This is a genomic window from Stenotrophomonas sp. PvP093 (assembly GCF_017876915.1).
Taxonomy (GTDB): domain Bacteria; phylum Pseudomonadota; class Gammaproteobacteria; order Xanthomonadales; family Xanthomonadaceae; genus Stenotrophomonas; species Stenotrophomonas muris.
Genome location: NZ_JAGIOX010000004.1, coordinates 112,901 through 134,487, shown reverse-complemented (window position 1 = coordinate 134,487; position 21,587 = coordinate 112,901). Strand labels below are relative to the sequence as shown.

18 protein-coding genes and 2 pseudogenes are annotated in these 21,587 nt (G+C 68.0%); 12 read left to right on the top strand and 8 right to left on the bottom strand.

Annotated elements, in window-relative coordinates; genetic code table 11:
• Positions 1 to 29 precede the first annotated feature (29 nt).
• Positions 30 to 791, bottom strand: coding sequence for a ferredoxin--NADP reductase (locus J3A72_RS03315; protein WP_075075814.1), 762 nt, complete (start codon positions 789 to 791; stop codon positions 30 to 32).
• A gap of 84 nt (positions 792 to 875) precedes the next feature.
• Here J3A72_RS03315 and J3A72_RS03310 point away from each other — a divergent pair, with 84 nt between their 5' ends.
• From J3A72_RS03310 to J3A72_RS03290, 5 genes are all read left to right on the top strand, one after another.
• Complete coding sequence (locus tag J3A72_RS03310) at positions 876 to 1,844, top strand: ABC transporter ATP-binding protein (RefSeq protein WP_005411567.1); 969 nt, start codon at positions 876 to 878, stop codon at positions 1,842 to 1,844.
• A complete protein-coding gene (locus tag J3A72_RS03305) occupies positions 1,841 to 2,632 on the top strand; it encodes an ABC transporter permease (RefSeq protein WP_014038898.1) in 792 nt (263 codons plus the stop codon). Before J3A72_RS03310 ends, J3A72_RS03305 begins: the two co-directional genes overlap by 4 nt.
• A 250-nt stretch (positions 2,633 to 2,882) precedes the next feature.
• The gene (locus J3A72_RS03300; RefSeq protein WP_075075815.1) at positions 2,883 to 3,650 is read left to right on the top strand and encodes a hypothetical protein; all 768 of its coding nucleotides are present in this window, start codon (positions 2,883 to 2,885) and stop codon (positions 3,648 to 3,650) included.
• A 187-nt stretch (positions 3,651 to 3,837) separates the two neighbouring features.
• Positions 3,838 to 4,776, top strand: a complete 939-nt coding sequence (panE, locus tag J3A72_RS03295) for a 2-dehydropantoate 2-reductase (protein ID WP_053496507.1) — start codon at positions 3,838 to 3,840, stop codon at positions 4,774 to 4,776.
• Positions 4,773 to 5,657, top strand: a complete 885-nt coding sequence (locus J3A72_RS03290; protein ID WP_075075816.1) for an epimerase — start codon at positions 4,773 to 4,775, stop codon at positions 5,655 to 5,657. Before panE ends, J3A72_RS03290 begins: the two co-directional genes overlap by 4 nt.
• A 55-nt stretch (positions 5,658 to 5,712) precedes the next feature.
• Here the strand turns inward: J3A72_RS03290 and J3A72_RS03285 are convergent, their stop codons facing one another.
• Positions 5,713 to 6,510 (bottom strand): TatD family hydrolase, encoded by a 798-nt coding sequence (locus J3A72_RS03285; protein WP_041864321.1) that lies wholly within the window; start codon positions 6,508 to 6,510, stop codon positions 5,713 to 5,715.
• Positions 6,511 to 6,577: 67 nt separating this feature from the next.
• Between J3A72_RS03285 and hrpB the strand changes: the two genes are divergently transcribed.
• Both hrpB and J3A72_RS03275 read left to right on the top strand, forming a co-directional pair.
• Positions 6,578 to 9,082: an ATP-dependent helicase HrpB gene (gene hrpB, locus J3A72_RS03280; protein WP_046433145.1), complete on the top strand. Its 2,505-nt coding sequence runs from the start codon at positions 6,578 to 6,580 to the stop codon at positions 9,080 to 9,082.
• A gap of 200 nt (positions 9,083 to 9,282) precedes the next feature.
• Entirely contained in the window at positions 9,283 to 9,657 is a 375-nt protein-coding gene (locus J3A72_RS03275; RefSeq protein WP_014648816.1) for a hypothetical protein, read from the top strand.
• Between the two features lie 91 nt (positions 9,658 to 9,748).
• Here the strand turns inward: J3A72_RS03275 and J3A72_RS03270 are convergent, their stop codons facing one another.
• Together J3A72_RS03270 and J3A72_RS03265 are read right to left on the bottom strand one after the other, a co-directional pair.
• A complete protein-coding gene (locus J3A72_RS03270; protein ID WP_014648817.1) occupies positions 9,749 to 10,288 on the bottom strand; it encodes a pseudouridine synthase in 540 nt (179 codons plus the stop codon).
• A 171-nt stretch (positions 10,289 to 10,459) separates the two neighbouring features.
• Positions 10,460 to 11,317 (bottom strand): class I SAM-dependent methyltransferase, encoded by an 858-nt coding sequence (locus J3A72_RS03265; RefSeq protein WP_075075817.1) that lies wholly within the window; start codon positions 11,315 to 11,317, stop codon positions 10,460 to 10,462.
• Between the two features lie 169 nt (positions 11,318 to 11,486).
• Here J3A72_RS03265 and J3A72_RS03260 point away from each other — a divergent pair.
• Together J3A72_RS03260 and J3A72_RS03255 are read left to right on the top strand one after the other, a co-directional pair.
• Positions 11,487 to 12,026: pseudogene (locus J3A72_RS03260) on the top strand (aldo/keto reductase); the annotation flags it as partial.
• A pseudogene (locus J3A72_RS03255) lies at positions 12,025 to 12,525 on the top strand (RtcB family protein); the annotation flags it as partial. The pseudogenes J3A72_RS03260 and J3A72_RS03255, both read left to right, overlap by 2 nt.
• 95 nt (positions 12,526 to 12,620) lie before the next feature.
• On the opposite strand, the gene J3A72_RS03250 reads toward J3A72_RS03255, so the two are convergent.
• Together J3A72_RS03250 and J3A72_RS03245 are read right to left on the bottom strand one after the other, a co-directional pair.
• Positions 12,621 to 13,526 (bottom strand): NAD(P)/FAD-dependent oxidoreductase, encoded by a 906-nt coding sequence (locus tag J3A72_RS03250; protein ID WP_075075819.1) that lies wholly within the window; start codon positions 13,524 to 13,526, stop codon positions 12,621 to 12,623.
• Complete coding sequence (locus J3A72_RS03245; RefSeq protein WP_075075820.1) at positions 13,516 to 13,971, bottom strand: Rrf2 family transcriptional regulator; 456 nt, start codon at positions 13,969 to 13,971, stop codon at positions 13,516 to 13,518. Before J3A72_RS03245 ends, J3A72_RS03250 begins: the two co-directional genes overlap by 11 nt.
• A 183-nt stretch (positions 13,972 to 14,154) precedes the next feature.
• Here J3A72_RS03245 and J3A72_RS03240 point away from each other — a divergent pair, with 183 nt between their 5' ends.
• On the top strand, positions 14,155 to 16,275 hold the full coding sequence (locus J3A72_RS03240; RefSeq protein WP_075075821.1) for a methyl-accepting chemotaxis protein: 2,121 nt from the start codon (positions 14,155 to 14,157) through the stop codon (positions 16,273 to 16,275).
• Positions 16,276 to 16,520: 245 nt separating this feature from the next.
• The gene (gene dkgB, locus J3A72_RS03235; protein WP_014648825.1) at positions 16,521 to 17,330 is read left to right on the top strand and encodes a 2,5-didehydrogluconate reductase DkgB; all 810 of its coding nucleotides are present in this window, start codon (positions 16,521 to 16,523) and stop codon (positions 17,328 to 17,330) included.
• Positions 17,331 to 17,492: 162 nt separating this feature from the next.
• Here the strand turns inward: dkgB and J3A72_RS03230 are convergent, their stop codons facing one another.
• Positions 17,493 to 18,200: an alpha/beta hydrolase gene (locus J3A72_RS03230; RefSeq protein WP_032960593.1), complete on the bottom strand. Its 708-nt coding sequence runs from the start codon at positions 18,198 to 18,200 to the stop codon at positions 17,493 to 17,495.
• A gap of 139 nt (positions 18,201 to 18,339) precedes the next feature.
• On the opposite strand from J3A72_RS03230, the gene J3A72_RS03225 reads away from it, so the two are divergent.
• Positions 18,340 to 18,720 (top strand): YbjQ family protein, encoded by a 381-nt coding sequence (locus tag J3A72_RS03225; protein WP_049442059.1) that lies wholly within the window; start codon positions 18,340 to 18,342, stop codon positions 18,718 to 18,720.
• 73 nt (positions 18,721 to 18,793) lie between these two features.
• Here J3A72_RS03225 and J3A72_RS03220 read toward each other — a convergent pair whose 3' ends face one another.
• Positions 18,794 to 21,514, bottom strand: a complete 2,721-nt coding sequence (locus J3A72_RS03220; protein ID WP_075075822.1) for a bifunctional acetate--CoA ligase family protein/GNAT family N-acetyltransferase — start codon at positions 21,512 to 21,514, stop codon at positions 18,794 to 18,796.
• Positions 21,515 to 21,587: the final 73 nt, after the last annotated feature.

Sequence of the window (21,587 nt, the reverse complement as noted above, 5' to 3'; positions counted from 1 at the left end):
CCCGCTGTTCGCCAAGGTCAATAGGCCACTTAAGCCTTTGAAGGGGTTGAACTTACGTACTTCTCGCGGCGGATCTGCGGGTTGCCCAGGCCGGCGGCCTTCAGCAGCTCGGCGCAGGCATCGACCATGTCCGGGTTGCCGCACAGGTAGGCGATGTCCGTGGCCGGGTCCGGCGTGAAACCGGCCAGCGCCTGCTGCACGTAACCGTGCTGCACGTCCGGATGCGGATCGGCGGGTAGTTCGCGCGACAGGCATGGAACATAGCGGAAGTTCGGGTGTTTTTCGGCGAAGCTGTAGAAATCCTCGCTGTACAGCAGCTCGCCCGGGCTGCGCGCGCCCTGCAGCAGCACGATCTGCGCACCACGTTCGGCCATGGCCTTTTCCAGCAGCGGCAGCATCGAGCGGTACGGGGTAACGCCGGTACCGGTGGCGATCAGCAGGTAGCGGGCATTGTGGTCACCGGGATTCAGGCAGAAGCGGCCGTAGGGGCCGGACGCACTGATCTGGCCGCCGTGCTCCAGCGCCTCGAACAGCGCGGTGGCGGCGCCACCGGGCACGAAGCTGACCGCGATATCCACCGCCTCGCCCGGGCCCAGTGCGTGGTCGTGAATGGTCGCCAGCGAGTAGCTGCGCTTGGTTTCGGTGCCATCGGCGTAGCTGAAATGGACCTGGATGAACTGGCCGGGCTGGAAATCCAGCGGCTGCCCATCGTCACGCACGAACTGGTAGTGGCCGACGGTCGGGGCCAGCATGCGGCGGCCGACCAGCTTGAGAGGGAATTGAACAGGCACGACTTTTCGGGACAGTGTGTAGCCGGGGCAAGCCCTCGGGGTCTTCTATAATAGCCCCTCCCCGCCCCTCTCCAGCGCCAGCCCATGGGCGCGAAGGCTTCGAGCTTGGCATCCCAGAACGATACGGCGCCCGCCCTGCGCGTGCGCGACCTGCGCAAGACCTACGACAACGGCACCCAGGCCCTGAAGGGGGTTTCCCTGGAAGTGGCCCCGGGCGACTTCTTCGCCCTGCTGGGCCCCAACGGTGCCGGCAAGTCGACCCTGATCGGCATCATCAGCTCCCTGGTCAACCTCAGCGAGGGCCAGGTGGAGGTGTTCGGCAGCGACCTGGTGCGCAACCGCAGCGCCACCATGCGCCTGATCGGGCTGGTGCCGCAGGAAATCAACTTCAACCTGTTCGAAAAGCCCTTCGACATCCTGGTGAACTACGCCGGCTTCTACGGCGTGCCGCGCGAGGAAGCGGAGCAGCGCGCCGAAGAGGAACTGAAGCGGGCCCACCTGTGGGAAAAGGCGCAGGTGATGAGCCGCACGCTGTCCGGCGGCATGAAGCGCCGGCTGATGATCGCCCGCGCAATGATGACCCGCCCACGCCTGCTGATCCTGGATGAGCCGACCGCCGGCGTGGACATCGAGATCCGCCGCGACATGTGGCGCGTGCTGAAGGAGATCAACGCTGCCGGCACCACGATCATCCTCACCACGCACTATCTGGAAGAAGCCGAGTACCTGTGCCGCCACCTGGCGATCATCAACCATGGCCAGATCGTCGAGCAGGGGCCGATGCGTACCCTGCTGGCCAAGCTGGACGTGGAGGGCTTCCTGCTGGACATCGACGGTGACCTGCCGGCGCAGCTGCCGGTGATCGAGGGTGCGACGCTGACCGCGCCGGACCCGCACACGCTGGACATCGACATGCCGCGCGCAATGGACCTCAACCGCGTGTTCGCCACGCTCAACGAGGCCGGTATCCGCGTGCGTTCGATGCGTACCAAGAGCAACCGCCTGGAGGAGCTGTTCGTGCGCCTCACCGGCAACCTGGAGAAGCCTGCATGAGCACCACCGAGCTGACCGACGGCCAGCGCAACCGCATCGCACTGATGACCATCGTGCGCCGCGAAGTCGCCCGCATCATGCGCATCTGGGGCCAGACCCTGGTGCCGCCGGCGATCACCATGACCCTGTACTTCCTGATCTTCGGCAACCTGATCGGGTCGCGCGTGGGTGACATGGGCGGCTACACGTACATGCAGTTCATCGTGCCGGGCCTGGTGATGATGAGCGTGATCCAGAACAGCTACGGCAACATCAGTTCCTCGTTCTTCGGTGCCAAGTTCGGCCGCCACGTGGAAGAGCTGCTGGTCAGCCCGATGCCGAACTGGGTGATCCTGTGGGGCTACGTGGCCGGCGCCGTGCTGCGCGGCCTGATGGTGGGCGTGATCGTGCTGATCATCGCGATGTTCTTCACCCCGGTGCGCATTCCGCACCCGCTGGTGATGCTGACCACGGTGATCCTGGGCGCGACGATCTTCTCGCTGGCCGGTTTCATCAATGCGGTGTATGCGAAGAAGTTCGACGACGTGGCGATCGTGCCGACCTTCATCCTGACCCCGCTGACCTACCTGGGTGGCGTGTTCTATTCGGTGAAGCTGCTGCCGGGCTGGGCCGAAGCGGCCACGCACGCGAACCCGATCTTCTACATGGTCAATGCGTTCCGCTATGGCCTGCTGGGCAGCAGCGATGTGCCGCTGCCGGTGGCCTATGGGTTGATGATCGGCTTCGTGGTGGCGCTGACGGCGCTGGCGTTGTGGCTGCTGCGCCGTGGCGTGGGCATGCGCAGCTGAGGGTGGCCTGCAGGGCCTGCGGCCCTGCACCCGCCGAATCAACGTCAACTTCAACGGCAACGGCAACGGCAAAAGCTGACTATCCGGGGGATGGCAAATTCCGGCGATCTGCCGGGATGTCGTTCTCCGCTGCTGCTGGTAGGTGTCGACCTTGGTCGACACGATGGATCGACGCCATGCGTGGATGGAGCTTTCACGGCAAAGCCGATGTTCCGCTTTTCTCGTTCGGGATTGCAGCTAGGCTGTGGCGATGAAGATCACTTCCATTGCGCTGGACAAAGCCGTGTCGGACGGCCCCATCGATGCCTTCAGCCATGCGTTGCTGGGCGATTCACCCACGCTGGATGAGGTGCTGGAATACCTGGCCTCGCGGCACGCGGCTGATCCCCGGTATCGCTACCTGTGCACGCTCGATGATGCCGGCCAGTGCCGCTACACCAGCATGCACGCGTCAGACGACGCGCGCATCGCGCTCTACGAGAACGAAGACCCGGCAACCCCCGACGATGCGTTGGCGGCACGCGGGCGGTTGCTGGCGCATGTGGTCGCGCAGCTTGAGCATTCGACGCATCGGCTGGAATGGAGCACGCTGGCGGGCACGCTGATGTGCAATGACGCGGACATCGAGGCATTGGTCGCGGCCAATGCCGCACCGGATCTCATCGTCGACGAGGTGGTCTGCGTGCAACAGGTGCCCGTGGATCGTGACGACCTGCTGATCGCCGCCCTGCCCAACGGCTACTTCAGCGCGGACTGGAACATCTTCCAGAACCACGCCCTGATCCGGCACCTGCAAGAGCATTACGACTACCGCCTGTTCGGGCTTGGCGCATCGTGGCTGGGCTTCCAGCGTGACAGCGCGCCGTCGCCTGCGGAAGCGGACGCTCTGGTCGCGGACCTGCAGCGCGTCTACGCTGCCGGAACGCACGACACCTGGTCACAACTGGCTGCAACGCTGTCCTCCCGCACCACGCTTCTATTGGGATACACCGAAGGCTTCAGCGAACAGCTGCCCTGAGCGCGGTTCTACACGCGCTCGCGCAGCGAGCGACCCGCTTCCGCTCCTGATCTGTTTTCCGTGGTGGCCGCACCCGGCCAACCCCGCTGAACCGTGCTTTCCGCGAACCACCACGAGGGGCACCGCCGTTGGCCGCGATCTCCGGCACAATCGAAATCCTGATTCCCCAGAACACGGTGAACGTGCAATGCGCATCCTGATCCTCGGCGCCGGCGGTACCGGCGGTTACTTCGGTGGTCGCCTGGCCCAGGCCGGTGTGGACGTGACCTTCCTCGTGCGCCCCGCGCGCGCCGCCCAGCTGGATCGCGACGGCCTGGTCATCCGCAGCCCGCTCGGCGATGCCAGCTTCCCCGTGCAGCATGTCACCGCTGATGCACTGCCCGCATTGGCCGCGCAGAAGCCGTTCGACCTGGTCATCCTCAGCTGCAAGGCCTACGACCTGGACAGCTCGATCGACGCCATTGCCCCGGCCGTGGGCGCAGGCACCACCGTGCTGCCGATCCTCAACGGCCTGCATCACTACAACGCACTGGACGCGCGCTTCGGCCGCGACGCCGTGCTTGGCGGCCTGTGCTTCATCAGCGCCACCAAGGCCCCCGACGGTGCGGTGCTGCACCTGGGCAAACCGGCCAAGCTCACCTTCGGCGAGCGCGACGGCGGCCTGGCTTCGACGCGCGTGCGCGCCTTCGCTGCGGTCTGCGCGCAGGCCCATCTTGATCACCTGGCCAGCGAACACATCGGCCAGGAACAATGGATCAAGTACACCTTCCTGACCGCGCTGGCGGCGGCGACCTGCCTGCTGCGCGCCGACATCGGCACCATCGTTGCCACCGATGATGGCGAGGCGATCGTGCGCGGCCTGTACGACGAATGCCTGGCCGTGGCCGAAGCCGCCGGCGAACCGGTTCCCGAGGCCGCGCAGGACACCGCGCGCGGCACCCTGACCCAGGCCGGCTCGGCACTGAAGGCATCGATGCTGCGTGACCTGGAAGCCGGCCAGCAGGTGGAGGCCGAACAGATCGTCGGCGACATGCTGGCCCGCGCGCGCAAGGCCGACCAGGAAGCCCTGCTGCTGCAGGTCGCCTACAGCAGCCTGCAGGCCTACCAGGCACTGCGCGGCGCGTGAGCTTCATCTCTGCCGCCAGTGCATTGCCCTCGCGGGTGCTGATCCTCGGGCTGGGCTGGAGTGGCTGTGCGCTGGCCCGACATCTGCAGGCATTGGGCGCACACGTCGCCGGCACGGTACGCGATCCCGCATCGGCACCACGCGATGGTCTGCGTCGCCATCCGCTGGGTGCCGATGCCACGCCATCGCCCGCCCTGCTCGATGAGATCGCGCAGGCCGAGGCCGTACTGTGCAGCGTGCCACCCGACGCCGATGGCGATCCTGCACTGCGCCTGCTGTTGCCCGCGCTGCGGGCCAGCCCGGCATTGCGCTGGGTGGGCTATCTGTCGTCCACCTCGGTGTATGCCGATCGCGCCGGCGGCTGGGTCGACGAGCGCAGCGCAGCCGATGCCACTGAAGCAGCCGGCGTGCAGCGCCTGCGGGCCGAAGCGCGATGGCGTGCGCTTGCAGGAGAACGCGGCATCGCATCGGCAGTGTTCCGCCTGCCCGGCCTGTACGGCCCGGGGCGCAATGCGCTGCTGCAGCTGGCGCAGGGACGTGCCCGCCACGTAGTGCGTCCCGGGCTGCTATTCAACCGGCTGCACGTGGATGACCTGGTGACGGTCGTTATCGCGTCGATGCAGCGGCCGTGCGTGGATGGCCTGTATCTGCCGGCCGATGACGAGCCGGCACCGCCGCAGGAGGTACTGGCCTTTGCCGCGCAGCTGGGCGGGTTTGCGATGCCACCTGCCGTGGCATGGGACGACCCTGCACTCAGCCCGACCCTGCGACGCTTCTACCAGAGCAACAAGCGCATCGACAGCCGTGGCACGCGTGAAGCACTGGCGTGGGCGCCGCGGTTCCCCAGCTACCGTGAGGGCCTGCGCGACCTGCTCCGGTAGTGCCGGCCGCTGGCCGGCAATCAACCGTGTTGCCGGCCAGCGGCCGGCACTACCATCAACCTGCGCCGGGCAGGCGGAAGAACGTACGCGTCGCGGCCGTTGCATTCGCGGCGGTAACTGCCACGTCCTCGCCACGGTCACGCGCCAGTTCTTCCACGATGTGCGAGAGAAACATCGGTTCGTTGCGGCGGTCCTTCGGCATCGGCTTCAGCGTGCGCGGCAGCAGGTACGGTGCGTCGGTCTCGATCATCAGGCGGTTGGCCGGGATGTTCTTCACCAGTTCGCGCAGGTGCGCGCCACGGCGCTCGTCGCACAGCCAGCCGGTGATGCCGATGTACCAGTCCTGGTCCAGGTAGTCGAACAGCTCGTCACGCTCACCGGTGAAGCAATGCACCACCGCCGGGCCGATGCGGCCTTCGACGTTCTTCATCTGTGCCATGAAATCGGCATGCGCATCGCGCTGGTGCAGGAACAGGGGCTTGCCATTGTCCGCGGCCAGCTGCAGCTGGCGCTCGAACGCGCGGTGCTGGGCCGGGCGCGGCGAGAAATCGCGGAAGTAGTCCAGCCCGCACTCCCCCACCGCCACTACTTCCGGGTGGGCATGCAGCGCGCGCATTTCGGCATCGCATTCCTCGGTGTATTCCACCGCGTGGTGCGGGTGCACGCCGGCGGTGGCGTACAGGAAGCCGGGGTGCTGCTGGGCCAGCTGCAGGGCCAGTGGCGAGTGCTCGCGGCTGGCACCGGTGATGACCATCTGCACCACGCCGGCCTGGCGCGCGCGGTCCAGCACGGCATCGCGGTCGCGGTCGAAGGAGTCGTGGGTCAGGTTGGCGCCGATATCGATCAGGTGCATGGTCATCGCGGGGGAAAAGTGCCCGCGCATTGTACCTGCGCCTGCCGTGGCCCCTTATCCTTTGCATATGAACGCCCCGCTCTTCCCGATTTCCCCGCTGCTGCCGCAGATCCAGCAGCAGCTGGCCGTGCAACCACGGCTGGTGCTGGAGGCCCCGCCCGGTGCCGGCAAGACCACCCAGGTGCCGCTGGCGCTGCTCGACGCGCCGTGGCTGCAGGGCCGCAAGATCATCCTGCTGGAACCACGCCGGGTCGCCGCGCGCAGCGCGGCGCTGTTCATGGCACGGCAGCTGGGTGAGGAGGTCGGCGGCACGGTCGGCTACCGCATCCGCTTCGAGAACAAGGTATCCGCGCGCACCCGCATCGAGGTGGTCACCGAGGGCATCCTGACCCGGATGCTGCAGGACGACCCGATGCTGGAAACCGTCGGCGCGATCCTGTTCGATGAATTCCACGAGCGCCATCTCAGTGGGGATCTGGGCCTGGCGCTGGCGCTGGACGTGCAGGCGCAGCTGCGCGACGACCTGCGCCTGGTGGTGATGTCGGCCACGCTGGACGGCGAGCGGCTGGCACGCTTCCTCGATGCGCCGCGGCTGAGCAGCGAGGGCCGCAGTTATCCGGTGGCGATCAGCCACTTCCCGGCGCGCCGCGATGAAGCGCTGGAACTGCAGGTGCGCCGCGCGGTGCAGCAGGCACTGGCCGAGCACCCCGGTGACCTGCTGGTGTTCCTGCCCGGCCAGCGCGAGATCGCGCGCGTCCAGGCCGGCCTGCAGGAGTCACTCGATGGCAACGTCGAGGTGCTGGCGCTGCATGGCGAGCTGCCGGTCGAACAACAGGCGCGCGTGTTGCAGGCCGCCAGCGATGGCCGCCGTCGCGTGGTGCTGGCGACCAACGTGGCCGAGTCGTCGGTGACCCTGCCCGGCGTGCGCGTGGTGATCGACAGCGGCCAGGCGCGCGAGCCGCGCTACGACCCCAACAGCGGCTTCACCCGGCTGGACGTGGTGGCCATCGCGCAGGCGTCGGCCGACCAGCGCGCGGGCCGTGCCGGTCGCGTGGCCGAGGGCGTGGCCTGGCGGCTGTGGCCGCAGTCGCAGCGGCTGGAGCCGCAGCGCCGCGCGGAGATCGACCAGGTGGAACTGGCCGGACTGGCGCTGGAACTGGCCGCGTGGGGCAGCAGCGACCTGCGCTTCCTCGACCCGCCACCGGCCGGCCCGATGGGTGCGGCGCGCGAACTGCTGCAACGCCTGGGTGCACTGTCGGACTCGGGCGCGATCACCGCACTCGGGCGCCGTGTACTGGCGCTGGGTACGCACCCGCGGATGGCGGCGATGCTGCTGGCAGCGCCCGATGCCCGCGCGCAGGCGCTGGCCGCCGATCTGGCCGCCCTGCTGGAAGCGCGCGACCCGCTGCGCCAGGGCGGTGACGCGCTGGCGGCCCGCTGGCGCGCACTGGCCGCGTTCCGCACTGGCCGCGCGCCGGGCGATGCCAACCGCAGCGGGCTGGCCGCCATTGATGCCGCCGCCAAGCAGTGGCGTCGCCGCCTGCGCTGCGAGGCTACGCCGCCGGCCAGCATCGAGGCGCACGAACTGGGCGATCTGCTTGCACACGCCTTTCCCGACCGGATCGGTTTCCAGCATCCCGGCGATCCGCTGCGCTACCTGCTGGCCAATGGCCGCAGCGCGCGCCTGCACGAACTGAGTGACCTGCGCGGTGAGCCGTGGCTGGTGGCCAGCGAACTGCGCTTCGAGGCGCGCGATGCGCTGCTGCTGCGTGCCGCACCGGTGGATGAAGGCCAGCTGCGCAAGGCATGGCCGGAGCGCTTCGTCACCGAAGACGTGGTGCGCTGGGACAGCGAGCGACGCGCCCTGGTGGCGCTGCGCGAGACCCGTTTCGACCGGATCGTGCTGGACAGCCGCTCGGCCGGCCGGGTCGATCCGCAGCACGCCGCGCAGGCGCTGACCGATGCGGTGGCCGAGCTCGGCCTGCAGGCGCTGCCGTGGACCGAGGGCCTGCGCCAGTGGCAGGCACGGGTGGAATCGCTGCGGCGCTGGATGCCCGAGCTCGGCCTGCCCGACTGCAGCGACGATGCCCTGCTGGCCACGCGCGCGCAATGGCTGCAGCCCGCGTTCGCCGGCAGGACGCGACTGGATGCGCTGGATGAATCCAGCTTCGGCGAGGCGCTGAAATCGCCACTGGAGTGGTCACAACGGCAGTTGGTCGAGCGTCATGCGCCGACCCGCATCACCGTGCCGTCCGGACTGGAGCGGCCGATCACCTATGCGCTGGACAGCGAGAGCGGCGATCCGCTGCCGCCGGTGCTGGCGGTGAAGCTGCAGGAACTGTTCGGCCTGGCCGACACGCCGCGCATCGCCGATGGCCGCGTGCCGCTGACCCTGCACCTGCTCTCCCCCGGCGGCCGCCCGCTGCAGGTCACCCAGGATCTGCGCAACTTCTGGGAAAGCACCTACGCCGAAGTGAAAAAGGAGATGAAGGGCCGTTACCCGCGCCACCCATGGCCGGATGATCCGTGGACGGCGACGGCCACGCACCGGGCCAAGCCGCGCGGAACCTGATTGGTAGTGCCGGCCGCTGGCCGGCAGCCCCCTGGCACCAGGCGGAGAGCATTGCCGGCCAGCGGCCGGCACTACCGGGTGCGGAGCCTGCCTGATCCTGAATGGCTGCGGTAAAGTCACACCACGTGCGTCCCCGACTGACATACCGTTTACGGGCAACACGCGACACTGGACTTCGACCCGAGGCAAAGGACCCCCGCATGAGCAAGCTGACCGTAATCACCGACCGCGCTCTGGAGCGCGCCCTGGAGCTGGCCCACACCGCCGGCGATGGCCTGAAGAGCGCCGGTGGCAGCCTGCGCAACGCGGACTGGATCAAGACCGGCGCCGCCCTCGGCGCAGTGAAGACCGGCGGCAAGGTCGCCACCAAGTTCGCCCGCCGCAACCCGGCCGTGACCATTGCCGCGGCTGCCGTCGGCGTCGGCCTGCTGGGCTATGCGCTGTACCGCAAGCAGCAGAAGAAGAAGGCTGCCAATGGCCACGTGGTGAATGGGCAGGCGCAGCGCATCCACGCACGCGACCGCCGCAACGACACCGTGGTGGACGAGCACAGCGATATCGGCAGCGACGCGTGAAGCTGCCCGGGTCAGAGCCCTTCCGCAGGAAGGGCTCTGACCCTACCAGCTACGAGGGCCGGATGCCGCGAGGTATCCGGCCCTTCCTGTTTCAACCGATCTGCCGCCACTGCCCCGGCTGCAGGTCGTCCAGCCGGTAGGGCCCCATCGCCACCCGCACCAGCCGCAGCGTTGGCAGGTTCACTGCCGCGGTCATCCGCCGCACCTGGCGGTTGCGGCCCTCGCGGATCGTGATCGCCAGCCAGGCATCGGGCACGGTCTTGCGGAAGCGCACCGGCGGATCGCGTGTCCACAGCGACGGCGCCGGATCGAGGCGCTCGATCTTCGCCGGCAAGGTCGGCCCGTCATTCAGCTCCACCCCATCGCGCAACCGTTGCAGCTGCTCATCGCTGGGCGTGCCTTCCACCTGCACCCAGTAGGTCTTGTCGGCCTTGTGCTTCGGGTCGGTCAACGTGTGCGCCAGCGTGCCGTTATCCGTCAGCAGCAGCAGGCCTTCGCTGTCATGGTCCAGGCGACCGGCGGCATACACGCGCGGCGGCAGGCCGAACCCGGCCAGCGTCGGCCGCGGCGGTACGCTGCGGTCGGTGAACTGGCAGAGCACGTTGAAGGGCTTGTTGAAGGCGATCAGCATTGCGGGCACGGCAGTCGGCGGGTGGCGCATTGTCCCATGCCGCGCCACGTGCCACTCGGCTGTAGAGCCGAGCCCATGCTCGGCTCATCGCGCACAGCACGGCGGAACGCAACAGCAGCCGAACATGGGCTCGGCTCTACAGAGTCAGCATGCGCCAGCCCGGCACCCCTCTTACGGCTTGATGAAGCGCAGGGTCATGCGGTCGCTTTCGCCGATCGCCTGGTACTTCGCATCATCGGCCTTGTCGTGCTGGTTGGTCGGCGGCAGCGTCCACACGCCGTTCGGGTGGTCCTTGGTGTCACGCGGGTTGGCGTTGACCTCGCTGCGCGCGTCCAACCTGAAGCCGGCGGCCTCGGCCATCGCGATCACCTGCTGCTGGCCGACATAGCCGGTGTCATCGTCGTCGGCCACGTCGGCCTTGGCGCGGTGCTCGACCACGCCCAGCACGCCGCCCGGCTTGAGCACGTTGAAGAAGCCCTGGAACATGCCCTGCGCCTGGCCGGCCTTGCGCCAGTTGTGCACGTTGCGGAAGGTCAGCACCACATCGGCTGAACCGGCCGGGCCGAACACCGGCTTGGCCGGATCGTAGGCCACCACGGCAGTCTTGCCGAACTGTGCCGGTGCAGCGGCGTACTTCTTTTCCAGGCTGTCGCGGCTGCGCTGCTGGTAGTCACGGCCGCGGCCTTCGGGCACCGCCATCGGATCGACCACCGCAGCAACGTAGTGGCCCTTGTCGTGCAGCAGCGGCGCCAGGATCTCCGAGTACCAGCCGTTGCCGGGGGTGATCTCGATGACGGTCTTTTCCGGCGTCACCTTGAAGAACGACAGCGTCTGCGCCGGGTGGCGGAAGCCGTCGCGCTTGACGTTGTTGGCATCACGGGTGGGTGCCTTCACCGCCACGTTGATGGCCGGCGACACCTGGATCTTCGCCGGCGCCACCGTGGCCGGTGCGGCGAACGCGGGAACAGCGGCAAACAGGGCCGAAGCAAGCAGCAGGCGGTAACCACGCAGGGACGAAGCAGGCATCATCGGAGCGACTCCAGCGGAAGATGCGGCGAGACTAGCAGCCGCGGCGCCACAGGTGTTCACAGAACGTTAGCTGCGTGCGTATCGCGGAACACTGTTTTGTGGTCGCCGCCGCAGCACGGTCACACTACGCGTTTTATTCTGGAGCACTTCCCCCAAGGAGTCCGTGCCCATGACGGCAACCCGCGAACTGGGCCGTTCCGGCCTGCATGTACGTCCGCTCGCCTTCGGTGGCAACGTGTTCGGCTGGAGCGCCGATGAGAAGGCCAGCTTCGCCCTGCTCGATGCCTTCGTCGACGCCGGCTTCAACCTGGTCGACACCGCCGATGTGTATTCGGCCTGGGTGCCGGGCAATGCCGGCGGCGAATCGGAGACGCTGATCGGCAAGTGGTTTGCCCGCAGCGGCAAGCGCGACAAGGTGGTGCTGGCGACCAAGGTGGCCAAGTGGGCCGAACGCCCCGGCCTGACCCCGGACAACATCAATGCGGCCGTCGAGGATTCGCTGCGCCGCCTGCAGACCGACGTGATCGATCTGTACCAGGCCCACGAGGATGATGAGTCGACGCCACTGGAAGCGACCCTGGCCGCGTTCGGCCGCCTGATCGAAGCCGGCAAGGTGCGCGCCATCGGTGCTTCCAACTACAGCGCCACGCGCCTGGCCGATGCGCTGAAGGTGTCCACCGACTACAAGCTGCCGCGTTACGAAACCCTGGGCGCAGGACTACGCCCGGCAGAACCGCGAGGCGATGATGTCGCGCGTGCTGGCCGAGATGCGCCACCGCTTGCCGAAGTTCCAGCTGGCAGCGATGGCGGTGAACTGCCACCACAACTACGTGCAGAAGGAGACGCACCACGGCCAGGAACTGCTGGTGACCCGGAAGGGGGCGGTGAGTGCGCGCGAAGGCGAGCTGGGCATCATTCCCGGCAGCATGGGCACGCGCAGCTACATCGTGCGCGGCAAGGGCAACGCCGACAGCTTCCACAGCTGCAGCCACGGTGCCGGCCGGGTGATGAGCCGTGGCACGGCGCGCCAGCAGATCACGCTGGCCCAGCACCGCGAGGCCACCGCGCACGTGGAATGCCGCAAGGACAGCGGCGTGCTGGACGAGTCACCGGCCGCGTACAAGTCGATCGACGATGTGATGGCAGCGCAGCTGGACCTGGTCGAGGTGGTGCACACCCTGCGCCAGGTGCTGTGCGTGAAGGGGTAACGGAGCGGTGCCGGCCAAGGCCGGCCTCTACCAGAGCAGCACGTCGCGTCGGGGGTCAGATCGCTTTCTGCGAAAGGGATCTGACCCCGGCACATTCAGCGCGGCACGCTGTCTTCGGCCACCAGCGCATGATGCACGCCGATGCCCGCGCGCACGCCTTCGGCCATGGCCAGGGTGATGTTGCCGACCGTCGTCGCATCGCCTGCGGCGTACACGTTGGGCACCGAGGTCTGCTTCATCATGTCGACCTCGATCAGCACCCCCAGCGGGCTCTCGACCAAGGCGCAGCCAAGCTGCTGCACCAATGGCGTGGCCATCGCCTGGGTGGCCGGTACGAACAGCGCACGCTGGGCGATGCGGCGGCCGTCGGCCAGCTCCACCTCCAGCCAGGTCGGCTGGTCGCCCTGCACGCCCAGCACCGGCGAGGTCTCGATCTGCACGCCGCGCTGCTGCATGGCGGCGCGTTCCTCATCGGTGATGTCCCGTCCCATGCTGAAGAAGGTGACATTGCCCCAGTCGGCAAACAGCGGCGCCTTGGCGGCGGACATCGGATGGCCGCCAAGCAGGCCGATGGCGCCGCCACCCACTTCGTAACCATGGCAGTAGGGGCAGTGCAGCACGGTGCTGCCCCAGCGCTCGGCCAGCCCGGGCAGTTCCGGCAGCTGGTCGGCGATACCGCTGGCCAGCAGCAGCTTGCGCGCGGCCAGCACCTGGCCATCGGCGGTACGTACTTCCACGCCCTCTGCGCTGGTGTTGGCCTGCACGGCCTCGGCATGCACCCAGCGCACCGTGGGGTAGTCCAGCAGCTGCTGACGCGCGGTCTTCAGCAGCTCGGCACCACTGATGCCATCCAGCCCTGGCACGCCGTGCGAATGGCTGGCGAAGCGGTTGCGTGGTGAACCGGCATCGATGACGGTGACCGGCCGCCGGGCACGGGCCAGGATCAGGCCGGCGGCAATGCCGGCGTAGCTGCCGCCGACGATGAGCACATCAGGATTCATGGTGACCTTCCAGGGAACGGTGATGGGCGAGATGGCGTGCGAAGTCGGCGCCGAGCTGGTCCAGCGTGGTCGCCTGCAGGCGCGCCTCCAGCAACCGCTGTGCCTCGCGTGCCCCCTCCAGCAGCGCGCTGTTGACCAGCTGCTGGATCGGGCAGCCGCCGCCGGCGTCGCGGGCGCCGACCTGCACCAGCGGTGGTGCGCCCACGGCCAGATAGATGTCATGCAGGGTGATCGTTGCAGCGTCGCGGGCCAGCTGGCTGCCGCCGCCATGACCGCGGGTGCTGCGCACCAGGCCGGCCTGGTGCAGTTGCGCCAGCAGACGGCGGATCACCACCGGATGGGTCGGCAGGCAGGACGCCAGCTGCCCGGAGGTGCGCGGGCCATCCTGGCCGACCAGATGCGCCATCACGTGCAGGGCGTCAGAGAGCGGGTTCGCGGATTTCATGTAACCACAGTAGTTACATTTATATCCCCTGTCCAGGGTCCGTATTTGTTCCATATGGACACATTTGTCCTATGAAACACTTCCTTCACATAACTAAACGAAACGCTAATGTGATGTTCGTCGCACTTCAGCGGAAGCGTAGCGGGTCGATACCGCATTGCCCCTTCCCGAGAGTGCTTCCCGATGAATGCGTCTGTCCGTGCTCCGCGCCTGCAGTCCAAGCTGCTCGGCGCGGTTTCTGTTGGCTTGGCCGTGGTCCTGCTGTGCGCGCTGGCAGGCCTGGCCTCCGCCTGGTTGAAGTTGTCCACCGAGGTCCCGCCCGAAGTCGCGCACAGCCGCGATGCCGAACGCCTGCAGCGTGAGTTCCGTGGCCAGGTGCAGGAATGGAAGAACGTGCTGCTGCGCGGGCACGACGATGCGCTGCGCCAACGCCACCTGGATGGCTTCGACAGCGAAGGCCGCCTGGTCGGGCAGCTGGCCAAGGGTCTGGCCACCAGCCCGGACCCGCGCACGCGTGAGCTGGCGCAGGCGTTCGTTGGCCTGCACGCGCAGCTGCAGCAGGACTATCACGCGGCGCTGCAGGCATTTGCCGCGGCCGGCTACGATCCCGCGGCCGGCGACAACCTGGTGCGCGGCAAGGATCGCCCGGTGGCGATGGCTCTGGATGCGCTGAGCACGCACGCCACGCAGGTGGCTGAAGCGGCGGTGGCGTCCCGTTCGCAGCAGGCGCGGCAGACCCTGCTGCTGTGCGCGGTGCTGACCGTGCTGGCCGCCGTGCTGCTGCTGATCGGTCTGGCCTGGTGGCTGCGGCGTGCGGTGGTGCAGCCGGTGCTGGCAGTGGAAGCAGCGGCGCGCGCGGTGGCCGCCGGTGACCTGCAGCACGCAGTACAGGTGCGCAGCCGCGACGAGATCGGTCGCCTCGCGCAGGCCATGCAGGCGGTGCAATCCACGCTGCGCAGCGTGCTGGATGCACAGGCCGCGATGGCGCAGGCGCACGAAGCCGGCACCATCAGCCATCGCATGGACGCCGCTGCCTTCCCCGGCGCGTTCGGCACCATGGTGGCCGACTGCAACGCACTGGTCGATGCGCACATCCGGGTGAAGATGCGCGCGATCTCGATCATGGGCCGCTACGCGGTCGGCGACCTCAGCCAGGACATGGAACGCCTGCCCGGCGAGAAGGCCGTGATCACCGAAGCACTGGACATGGCCAAGCACAACCTCGGCAGGATCAATGGCGAGATCCGCCGCCTGGCCGAAGCTGCCGGCGCGGGAGACTTCAGCCAGCGTGGCGACAGCGCGCGCTTCGAGCATGACTTCCGCGCGATGGTCGATGGCCTGAACCGCCTGATGCAGACCACCGAACTGAACCTCGGCGAAGTCTCGACGATGCTGCGCGCCATCGCCGATGGCCGTCTCGGCGCGCGCATGCACGGTGATTTCCAGGGGGTGTTCGCCCGTATCGCCGGCGATGCCAACACCACCGCCACGCAGCTGGCGACCATCGTCACCGACATCAAGCACGCCTCCGGCAACATCCACACCGCCGCCGCGGAGATCGCCGCCGGCAACAATGACCTGTCGCGCCGCACCGAGCAGCAGGCGGCCAACCTGGAGGAGACGGCGGCATCGATGGAGGAGCTGACCTCCACCGTGCGCCAGAACGCCGAACATGCGCGCCAGGCCAACCAGCTGGCGATCGGCGCCCATACGGTCGCCTCGCACGGTGGCAGCGTGGTCGGCCAGGTGGTGGCGACGATGGGCGCGATCGAGACCTCGTCGCGGCAGATCGCCGAGATCATCAGCGTCATCGATGGCATCGCGTTCCAGACCAACATCCTGGCGCTGAATGCTGCGGTGGAAGCGGCACGCGCCGGCGAACAGGGCCGCGGCTTCGCGGTGGTCGCCAGCGAAGTGCGTACGCTGGCGCAGCGCTCGGCGGCAGCCGCGAAGGAGATCAAGTCACTGATCGAAGCCTCGGTGGAACAGGTTGGCCATGGCGCACAGCGCGTGCGCGAGGCAGGCGACACCATGGCCGAGATCGTTGCATCGGTGCAGCGCGTGACCGACATCATGGCCGAGATCTCCGCGGCCTCGCAGGAGCAGAGCGCGGGCATCGAACAGGTCAGCCAGACCGTGATCCAGATGGACGGCACGACCCAGCAGAACGCCGCGCTGGTGGAAGAAGCCAGCGCCGCCGCGCGCAGCCTGGAGCAGCAGGCCAACCGCCTGATCGATGCGGTGGATGTGTTCGACCTGTCGACCACGGCGGCGGCGAAGGGCGGGCTGGCACGCGCGGCTTGATTGATCCGGTTGCCGGCCAGCGGCCGGCACTACCGTCGAGCGCAGACAGGGGGAGTGCCGGCCGCTGGCCGGCAGCGTCCAACGCTGCATGGGTGGCGGCATGAACAGTGCGGACCAACGGTCCGCACCCACCACCACCTGCCGTCGTACACGTCGATGCAATGCACCGTTGCCGGCATGCACACGGCCGCTGGCCTACCCTTTCGTGGATATTCCCGCCTCCCTCCCCCTCTGCTGGAGCCCCCATGACTGTCCCCGCCTTCGGTCTCGGTACCTTCCGCCTGAAAGACCAGACCGTGATCGACTCCGTGCGCAACGCGCTGGCGGTCGGCTACCGCGCCATCGATACCGCGCAGATCTACGGCAACGAAGCCGAGGTCGGCCAGGCCATCGCCGATTCCGGCGTGCCGCGCGACGACATCTACCTGACCACCAAGGTCTGGATCACCGCGTTCAAGCGCGATGCGCTGCTGGCCAGCCTGCGCACCAGCCTGGAAAAGCTGCGAACCGAGTACGTCGACCTGGCGCTGATCCACTGGCCATCGCCGAACGACAAGGTCGACGTGCCGATGGAGGAGTACCTGGCCGCACTGGCTGAAGCCAAGGCGCAGGGCCTGACCCGCGAGATCGGCATCTCCAACTTCACCATCGCGCAGACCCGCAAGGCGATCGGCATCCTCGGCGCCGGTGCCATTGCCACCAACCAGATCGAAATCCACCCCTACCTGCAGAATCGCCTGCTGGTGAAGTTCCTGCAGGACAACGGCATCCACATCACCGCCTACATGAGCCTGGCCTACGGCGAGGTGATCAAGGACCCGGTGATCCAGGCCATTGCCGGACGCCACCAGGCCACGCCGGCGCAGGTCGCGCTGGCCTGGGCGCTGCAGCAGGGTTTCTCGGTCATTCCGTCCTCGACCAAGCGCGAGAACCTGGCGAGCAACCTGGAAGCAGCAGCGATCCGCCTGACCGACGAAGACATGGCACAGATCGCCAAGCTCGACCGCGGCCATCGCCTGGCCAACCCGGAAGGCATCGCCCCGGCCTGGGATTGAGGCAGTGGTGCTGTAGAGCCGAGCGCACGCTCGGCTGCTGCCTCCCCGGAGCCGAGCATGGCTCGGCTCTACAGGTAGGTGCCGACCTTGGTCGGCACTGAGCCCTGATCGATCGTTGGAACACCGTGCCGACCAAGGTCGGCACCTACGAGAGGGCGGGGATCATCCCCTGCCCTGCAGCAACCACCCACGCATCGCCGCACTGACCTCGTCCGGCTTCTCCATCGGTGCCAGGTGCCCGCAGTCAGGCACCACCACCAGCTGCGAGTGCGGCACCATCGCGTGCATTTCCTCGCTCACCGCCAGCGGCGTGATGCGATCGTTCGCGCCGCACACGATCAGCAGCGGATCGCGGTAACCGGCCAGCACATCATGGCCATCGCGGCGTTCCAGCGCGCTCTGGCGCAGGAACACGTCCGCGCCCAGGCGGGCGGTCATGTCGCGCACGCGCTGCACCAGCACGTAGTCATCCAGCCGCGACGCATCGATGTAGCTGCGCATCAGCACATCGCCGAAGCCGTGGAACTTCCCCGGCAGGCGCACGCTGGCGCGTTGGCTGCGGCGCTGCTCGGCACGTTCCGGTGAATCGGCGTGGATCGAGGTATCGATCAGCGCCAGCTGCAGCACGCGCTCCGGCGCAATGCGCAGGATCTGCTGGGCGACGAAGCCGCCCAATGAGAAACCGGCCAGCGCAAAGCGCTCCGGTGCCTGTGCGAGCACGTCCTCGGCCACCGCCTGCAGGGTCTCGCCACGGGTCTGGTCGCCTACTGTGCAGTCGGCGATGTCGGCCAGGTCGGCCAGCTGCGCGCGCCACAGCTCGGCATCGTTGAGCAGGCCGGGCAGCAGCAGCAGGGGAATACGGTCGGTCATGGGGGTATTGTCGCGCCAGCACGGTGACGGAACCATGCCGCAACAGGCGGTTGCGTTGTAGAGTCGCGCCATGCTCGACTACTGCACAGCCCGTCGAGCATGGCTCGACTCTACAGAAGGCGGCGATACGGACGCGACCATGGCAGACCCCTACAACAGCGGCACCCCCACCCCACCCGCGCTCCGCTTCGATGATGCGCTGGTCACCACCGCCTTCGAGCTGCCTGGGCACCGCGTCGTGCGCAACCTCGGTGTGGTGCGCGGCATCACCGTGCGCTCGCGCTCGATCGTCGGCAACTTCCTCGGCGGTATCCAGACGATCTTCGGTGGCAACATCACCATCTATACCGAACTGTGCGAACAGGCCCGCGAGGAAACCTACCGCGACATGGTCAAGCATGCGCGGCAGCTGGGTGCCAACGCGATCATCGGCATGCGCTACGACGCCACCGATGTGATGACCGGGCTTACCGAAGTGCTGTGCTATGGCACGGCGGTGGTGGTGGAGCCGATGCGTTGAAGCTGTAGAGCCGAGCCCATGCCCGGCTCAGGCGTGCCCGTGTGATGCAAGGCAGCCGAGCGTGGGCTCGGCTCTACAATGGCACGTCGGGCACCTCGACCTGCTGCACCGGCAGGGTCACCATCATCACCGTCGGGTCGTCCGGGTCCAGCTTCGTCTTGAAGCCCAGGCTCTGGCACATCGCCAGCATGGTGCTGTTCTCGCGCAGCACCTGGCCTTCGACCACGTCCAGGCCCAGCCACTTGGCGTACTCGATCATGATCGCCATCAGCCGCCAGCCGATGCCGTGGCCCTTCAGGTCCGAGCGGATCAGGATGCCGTACTCGCCACGGTGGTAATCCGCATCGGCATGCAGGCGCACCGCGCCCAGCATCTCGCCGCTGCGCGGTTCGATCGCCACCAGCGCAATCGAGCGCGCGTAGTCGAGCTGGGTCAGGCGCGCGATGAACTCGTGGCTGAAGTGCTTCACCGACTGGAAGAAGCGCAGGCGCAGGTCCTCGTCGCTGACGCGGGCGAAGAACGCACGGAACAGCGCGTCGTCCTCCGGCCGCACCGGGCGCACGAAGGCGCGGCCGCCATCGGACAGTTCGATGGTGCGCTCCCACTCCTTCGGGTACGGGAACACCGAGAAACGTGGATGGCCGCGGCCCTTGTGCAGGATGCGCGACGGCGCCACCGCCACGCGGGCGTCGAGGGCGAGGATGCCCTTGCCGTCGACCAGCAACGGGTTGATGTCCAGCGTACGCACTTCGGGAATGTCGGCGGCCAGTTGTGCAAGCTTCACCAGCGCCAGCGCCAGTGCGCGCTCGTCAGCCGCCGGCACGTCACCGTAGGCCTTGAGGATGCGCGAGGCGCGGGTCTGGCCAATCAGCTCGTGGGCCAGGCGCAGGTCCAGCGGCGGCAGCGCCAGTGCCTTGTCGTTGATCACTTCGACGGCAGTGCCGCCGCGACCGACCACGATCACCGGGCCGAACGTCGCGTCATCGGCGATGCCGACAATCAACTCGCGCGCCTTCGGACGCACGATGGTCGGCTGCACCAGCAGGCCATCGACACGCGCATCCGGCCGCAGCTGGCGTGCGCGCGACAGGATCGCGTTGGCCGCGCTCTGCACCGCCGGCAGCGTGGACAGGTTCAGGCGCACACCATCCACTTCCGACTTGTGCGGAATATCCGGCGAGAGAATCTTCAGCGCGACCGTGGCACCGCGTTCCAGCAGCGGCTGCGCCAGGTCCATCGCCTCGTGCGCATCACGCGCATGCATCACCGGCGCGGAGGGAATGCCGTAGGCCTTGAGCAGTTCATGCGTAGCCAGCGGGTCCAGCCACTGCTGGCCGTTGGCCAGCGCGGCATCGACCAGTGCGCGCGCGGCGGTCGTGTCGACGCTGAAGTCCTGCGGCAGGCTGGGCGGCGTTTCCATCAACGCGTTCTGCGCTTCGCGGTAGCGCACCAGATGCTGGAAGCCACGTACGGCTTCGGCCTCGGTCGGATAGGTCGGCACCCGCGCCGCGTTGAGCGTGGCGGTGGCCTGGTCGTCGTTGCCCAGCCACACCGCGAACACCGGCTTGTCGCGGTGGTGGCGCGGCCGCAGGCCGAGCGTGCGGGTGAGTGCCTTCGCGGCGTCCGCCGATGAGGTGAACGCGGTCGGCACGTTGACCACCATCACCGCGTCATTCTCGTTGTCGGCCAGCAGCGCTTCGATGGCCGCGGCATAGCGGTCACCATCGGCGTCGACCACGATGTCGACCGGATTGCTGCGCGACCAGCCCTGTGGCAATACCGCATCGAGCTTCTGCACCGTGCTGTCGGACAGGGTGGCCAGCGTGCCACGCAGCGCGATCAGCTGGTCCACGGCAAGGCGGCCGACGCCGCCACCATTGCTGAGAATGGCCAGGCGGCGGCCAGGGAAGGTGCCCAGCCGCCCCAGTGATTCGGCGGCGGTGAACAGCTCGTCCAGCGCACCGACGCGCAGCAGCCCGGCGCGGTTGAAGGCCGCACCGTACACATCATCGGCGCGGGCCAGGGCCTGCACATGGGTATCGCGGCTGCCCGGCTGCACGCGCTCGGCGCGGCCGGACTTCACCACCACCACCGGCTTGGCGCGGGCGGCGGCACGCGCGGCCGACATGAACTTGCGCGCGTCCTTGATCTGCTCGACGTAGAGCAGGATGGCGCGGGTACGGTAGTCGGTGGCGAAGTAGTCGAGCAGGTCGCCGAAGTCGACGTCCATCGTATCGCCCAGCGAGACCACGGCGGAGAACCCGACCGAGCGCGCCACGCCCCATTCCACCAGCGCGGCGGCAATGGCCGAGGATTCGGAGATCAGCGCGAGGTCGCCGGCCTGCGGAAAATGTGCGGCGATGCTGGCATTGAGCCGCGCGTGCGGCGCGATCACGCCCAGGCAATGCGGCCCGAGGATGCGCAGGCCATGCTTGCGCGCCACCGCCTCTACCTGTGCAGACAACGAACCGGGGCCTTCGCCCAGGTGCGCGGTGAGGATGATCGCCGCCTGCACGCCACGTTCGGCGGCAGTGCGCACCACCTGCGGCACGATCGCCGCTGGTGCGGTGATCACCACCAGGTCGGGCACCCAGTCCAGGTCCTTCAGCCGCTTGACCGTGCGGATGCCATCGATCTCGGCATGCCGCGGATTGATCCACGCCACCTTGCCGGGGAAGCCGGTGCCACGCAGGTTGCGCATCACCGCGCGCCCGGCCGAACGCTCGCGCGGGCTGCCGCCGATCACCGCGACCGACTGCGGACGGAACACGGACTGCAGGTGGTAGGTACTCATGCGCCTACGGTACCCAAATTCCGTGGCGATGGGGTCGGAGGCGGGGTCGGATCCCTTTTCGCAGGAAAGGGCT

Excerpts from the sequence above, each read along its gene's own strand:
- J3A72_RS03310 (WP_005411567.1), top strand. The coding sequence starts at position 876 with ATGGGCGCGAAGGCTTCGAGCTTGGCATCCCAGAACGATACGGCGCCC.
- J3A72_RS03305 (WP_014038898.1), top strand. The coding sequence starts at position 1,841 with ATGAGCACCACCGAGCTGACCGACGGCCAGCGCAACCGCATCGCACTG.
- J3A72_RS03300 (WP_075075815.1), top strand. The coding sequence starts at position 2,883 with ATGAAGATCACTTCCATTGCGCTGGACAAAGCCGTGTCGGACGGCCCC.
- panE (WP_053496507.1), top strand. The coding sequence starts at position 3,838 with ATGCGCATCCTGATCCTCGGCGCCGGCGGTACCGGCGGTTACTTCGGT.
- J3A72_RS03285 (WP_041864321.1), bottom strand. The coding sequence starts at position 6,510 with ATGCACCTGATCGATATCGGCGCCAACCTGACCCACGACTCCTTCGAC.
- hrpB (WP_046433145.1), top strand. The coding sequence starts at position 6,578 with ATGAACGCCCCGCTCTTCCCGATTTCCCCGCTGCTGCCGCAGATCCAG.
- J3A72_RS03275 (WP_014648816.1), top strand. The coding sequence starts at position 9,283 with ATGAGCAAGCTGACCGTAATCACCGACCGCGCTCTGGAGCGCGCCCTG.
- J3A72_RS03270 (WP_014648817.1), bottom strand. The coding sequence starts at position 10,288 with ATGCTGATCGCCTTCAACAAGCCCTTCAACGTGCTCTGCCAGTTCACC.
- J3A72_RS03265 (WP_075075817.1), bottom strand. The coding sequence starts at position 11,317 with ATGATGCCTGCTTCGTCCCTGCGTGGTTACCGCCTGCTGCTTGCTTCG.
- J3A72_RS03250 (WP_075075819.1), bottom strand. The coding sequence starts at position 13,526 with ATGAATCCTGATGTGCTCATCGTCGGCGGCAGCTACGCCGGCATTGCC.
- J3A72_RS03245 (WP_075075820.1), bottom strand. The coding sequence starts at position 13,971 with ATGAAATCCGCGAACCCGCTCTCTGACGCCCTGCACGTGATGGCGCAT.
- J3A72_RS03240 (WP_075075821.1), top strand. The coding sequence starts at position 14,155 with ATGAATGCGTCTGTCCGTGCTCCGCGCCTGCAGTCCAAGCTGCTCGGC.
- dkgB (WP_014648825.1), top strand. The coding sequence starts at position 16,521 with ATGACTGTCCCCGCCTTCGGTCTCGGTACCTTCCGCCTGAAAGACCAG.
- J3A72_RS03230 (WP_032960593.1), bottom strand. The coding sequence starts at position 18,200 with ATGACCGACCGTATTCCCCTGCTGCTGCTGCCCGGCCTGCTCAACGAT.
- J3A72_RS03225 (WP_049442059.1), top strand. The coding sequence starts at position 18,340 with ATGGCAGACCCCTACAACAGCGGCACCCCCACCCCACCCGCGCTCCGC.
- J3A72_RS03220 (WP_075075822.1), bottom strand. The coding sequence starts at position 21,514 with ATGAGTACCTACCACCTGCAGTCCGTGTTCCGTCCGCAGTCGGTCGCG.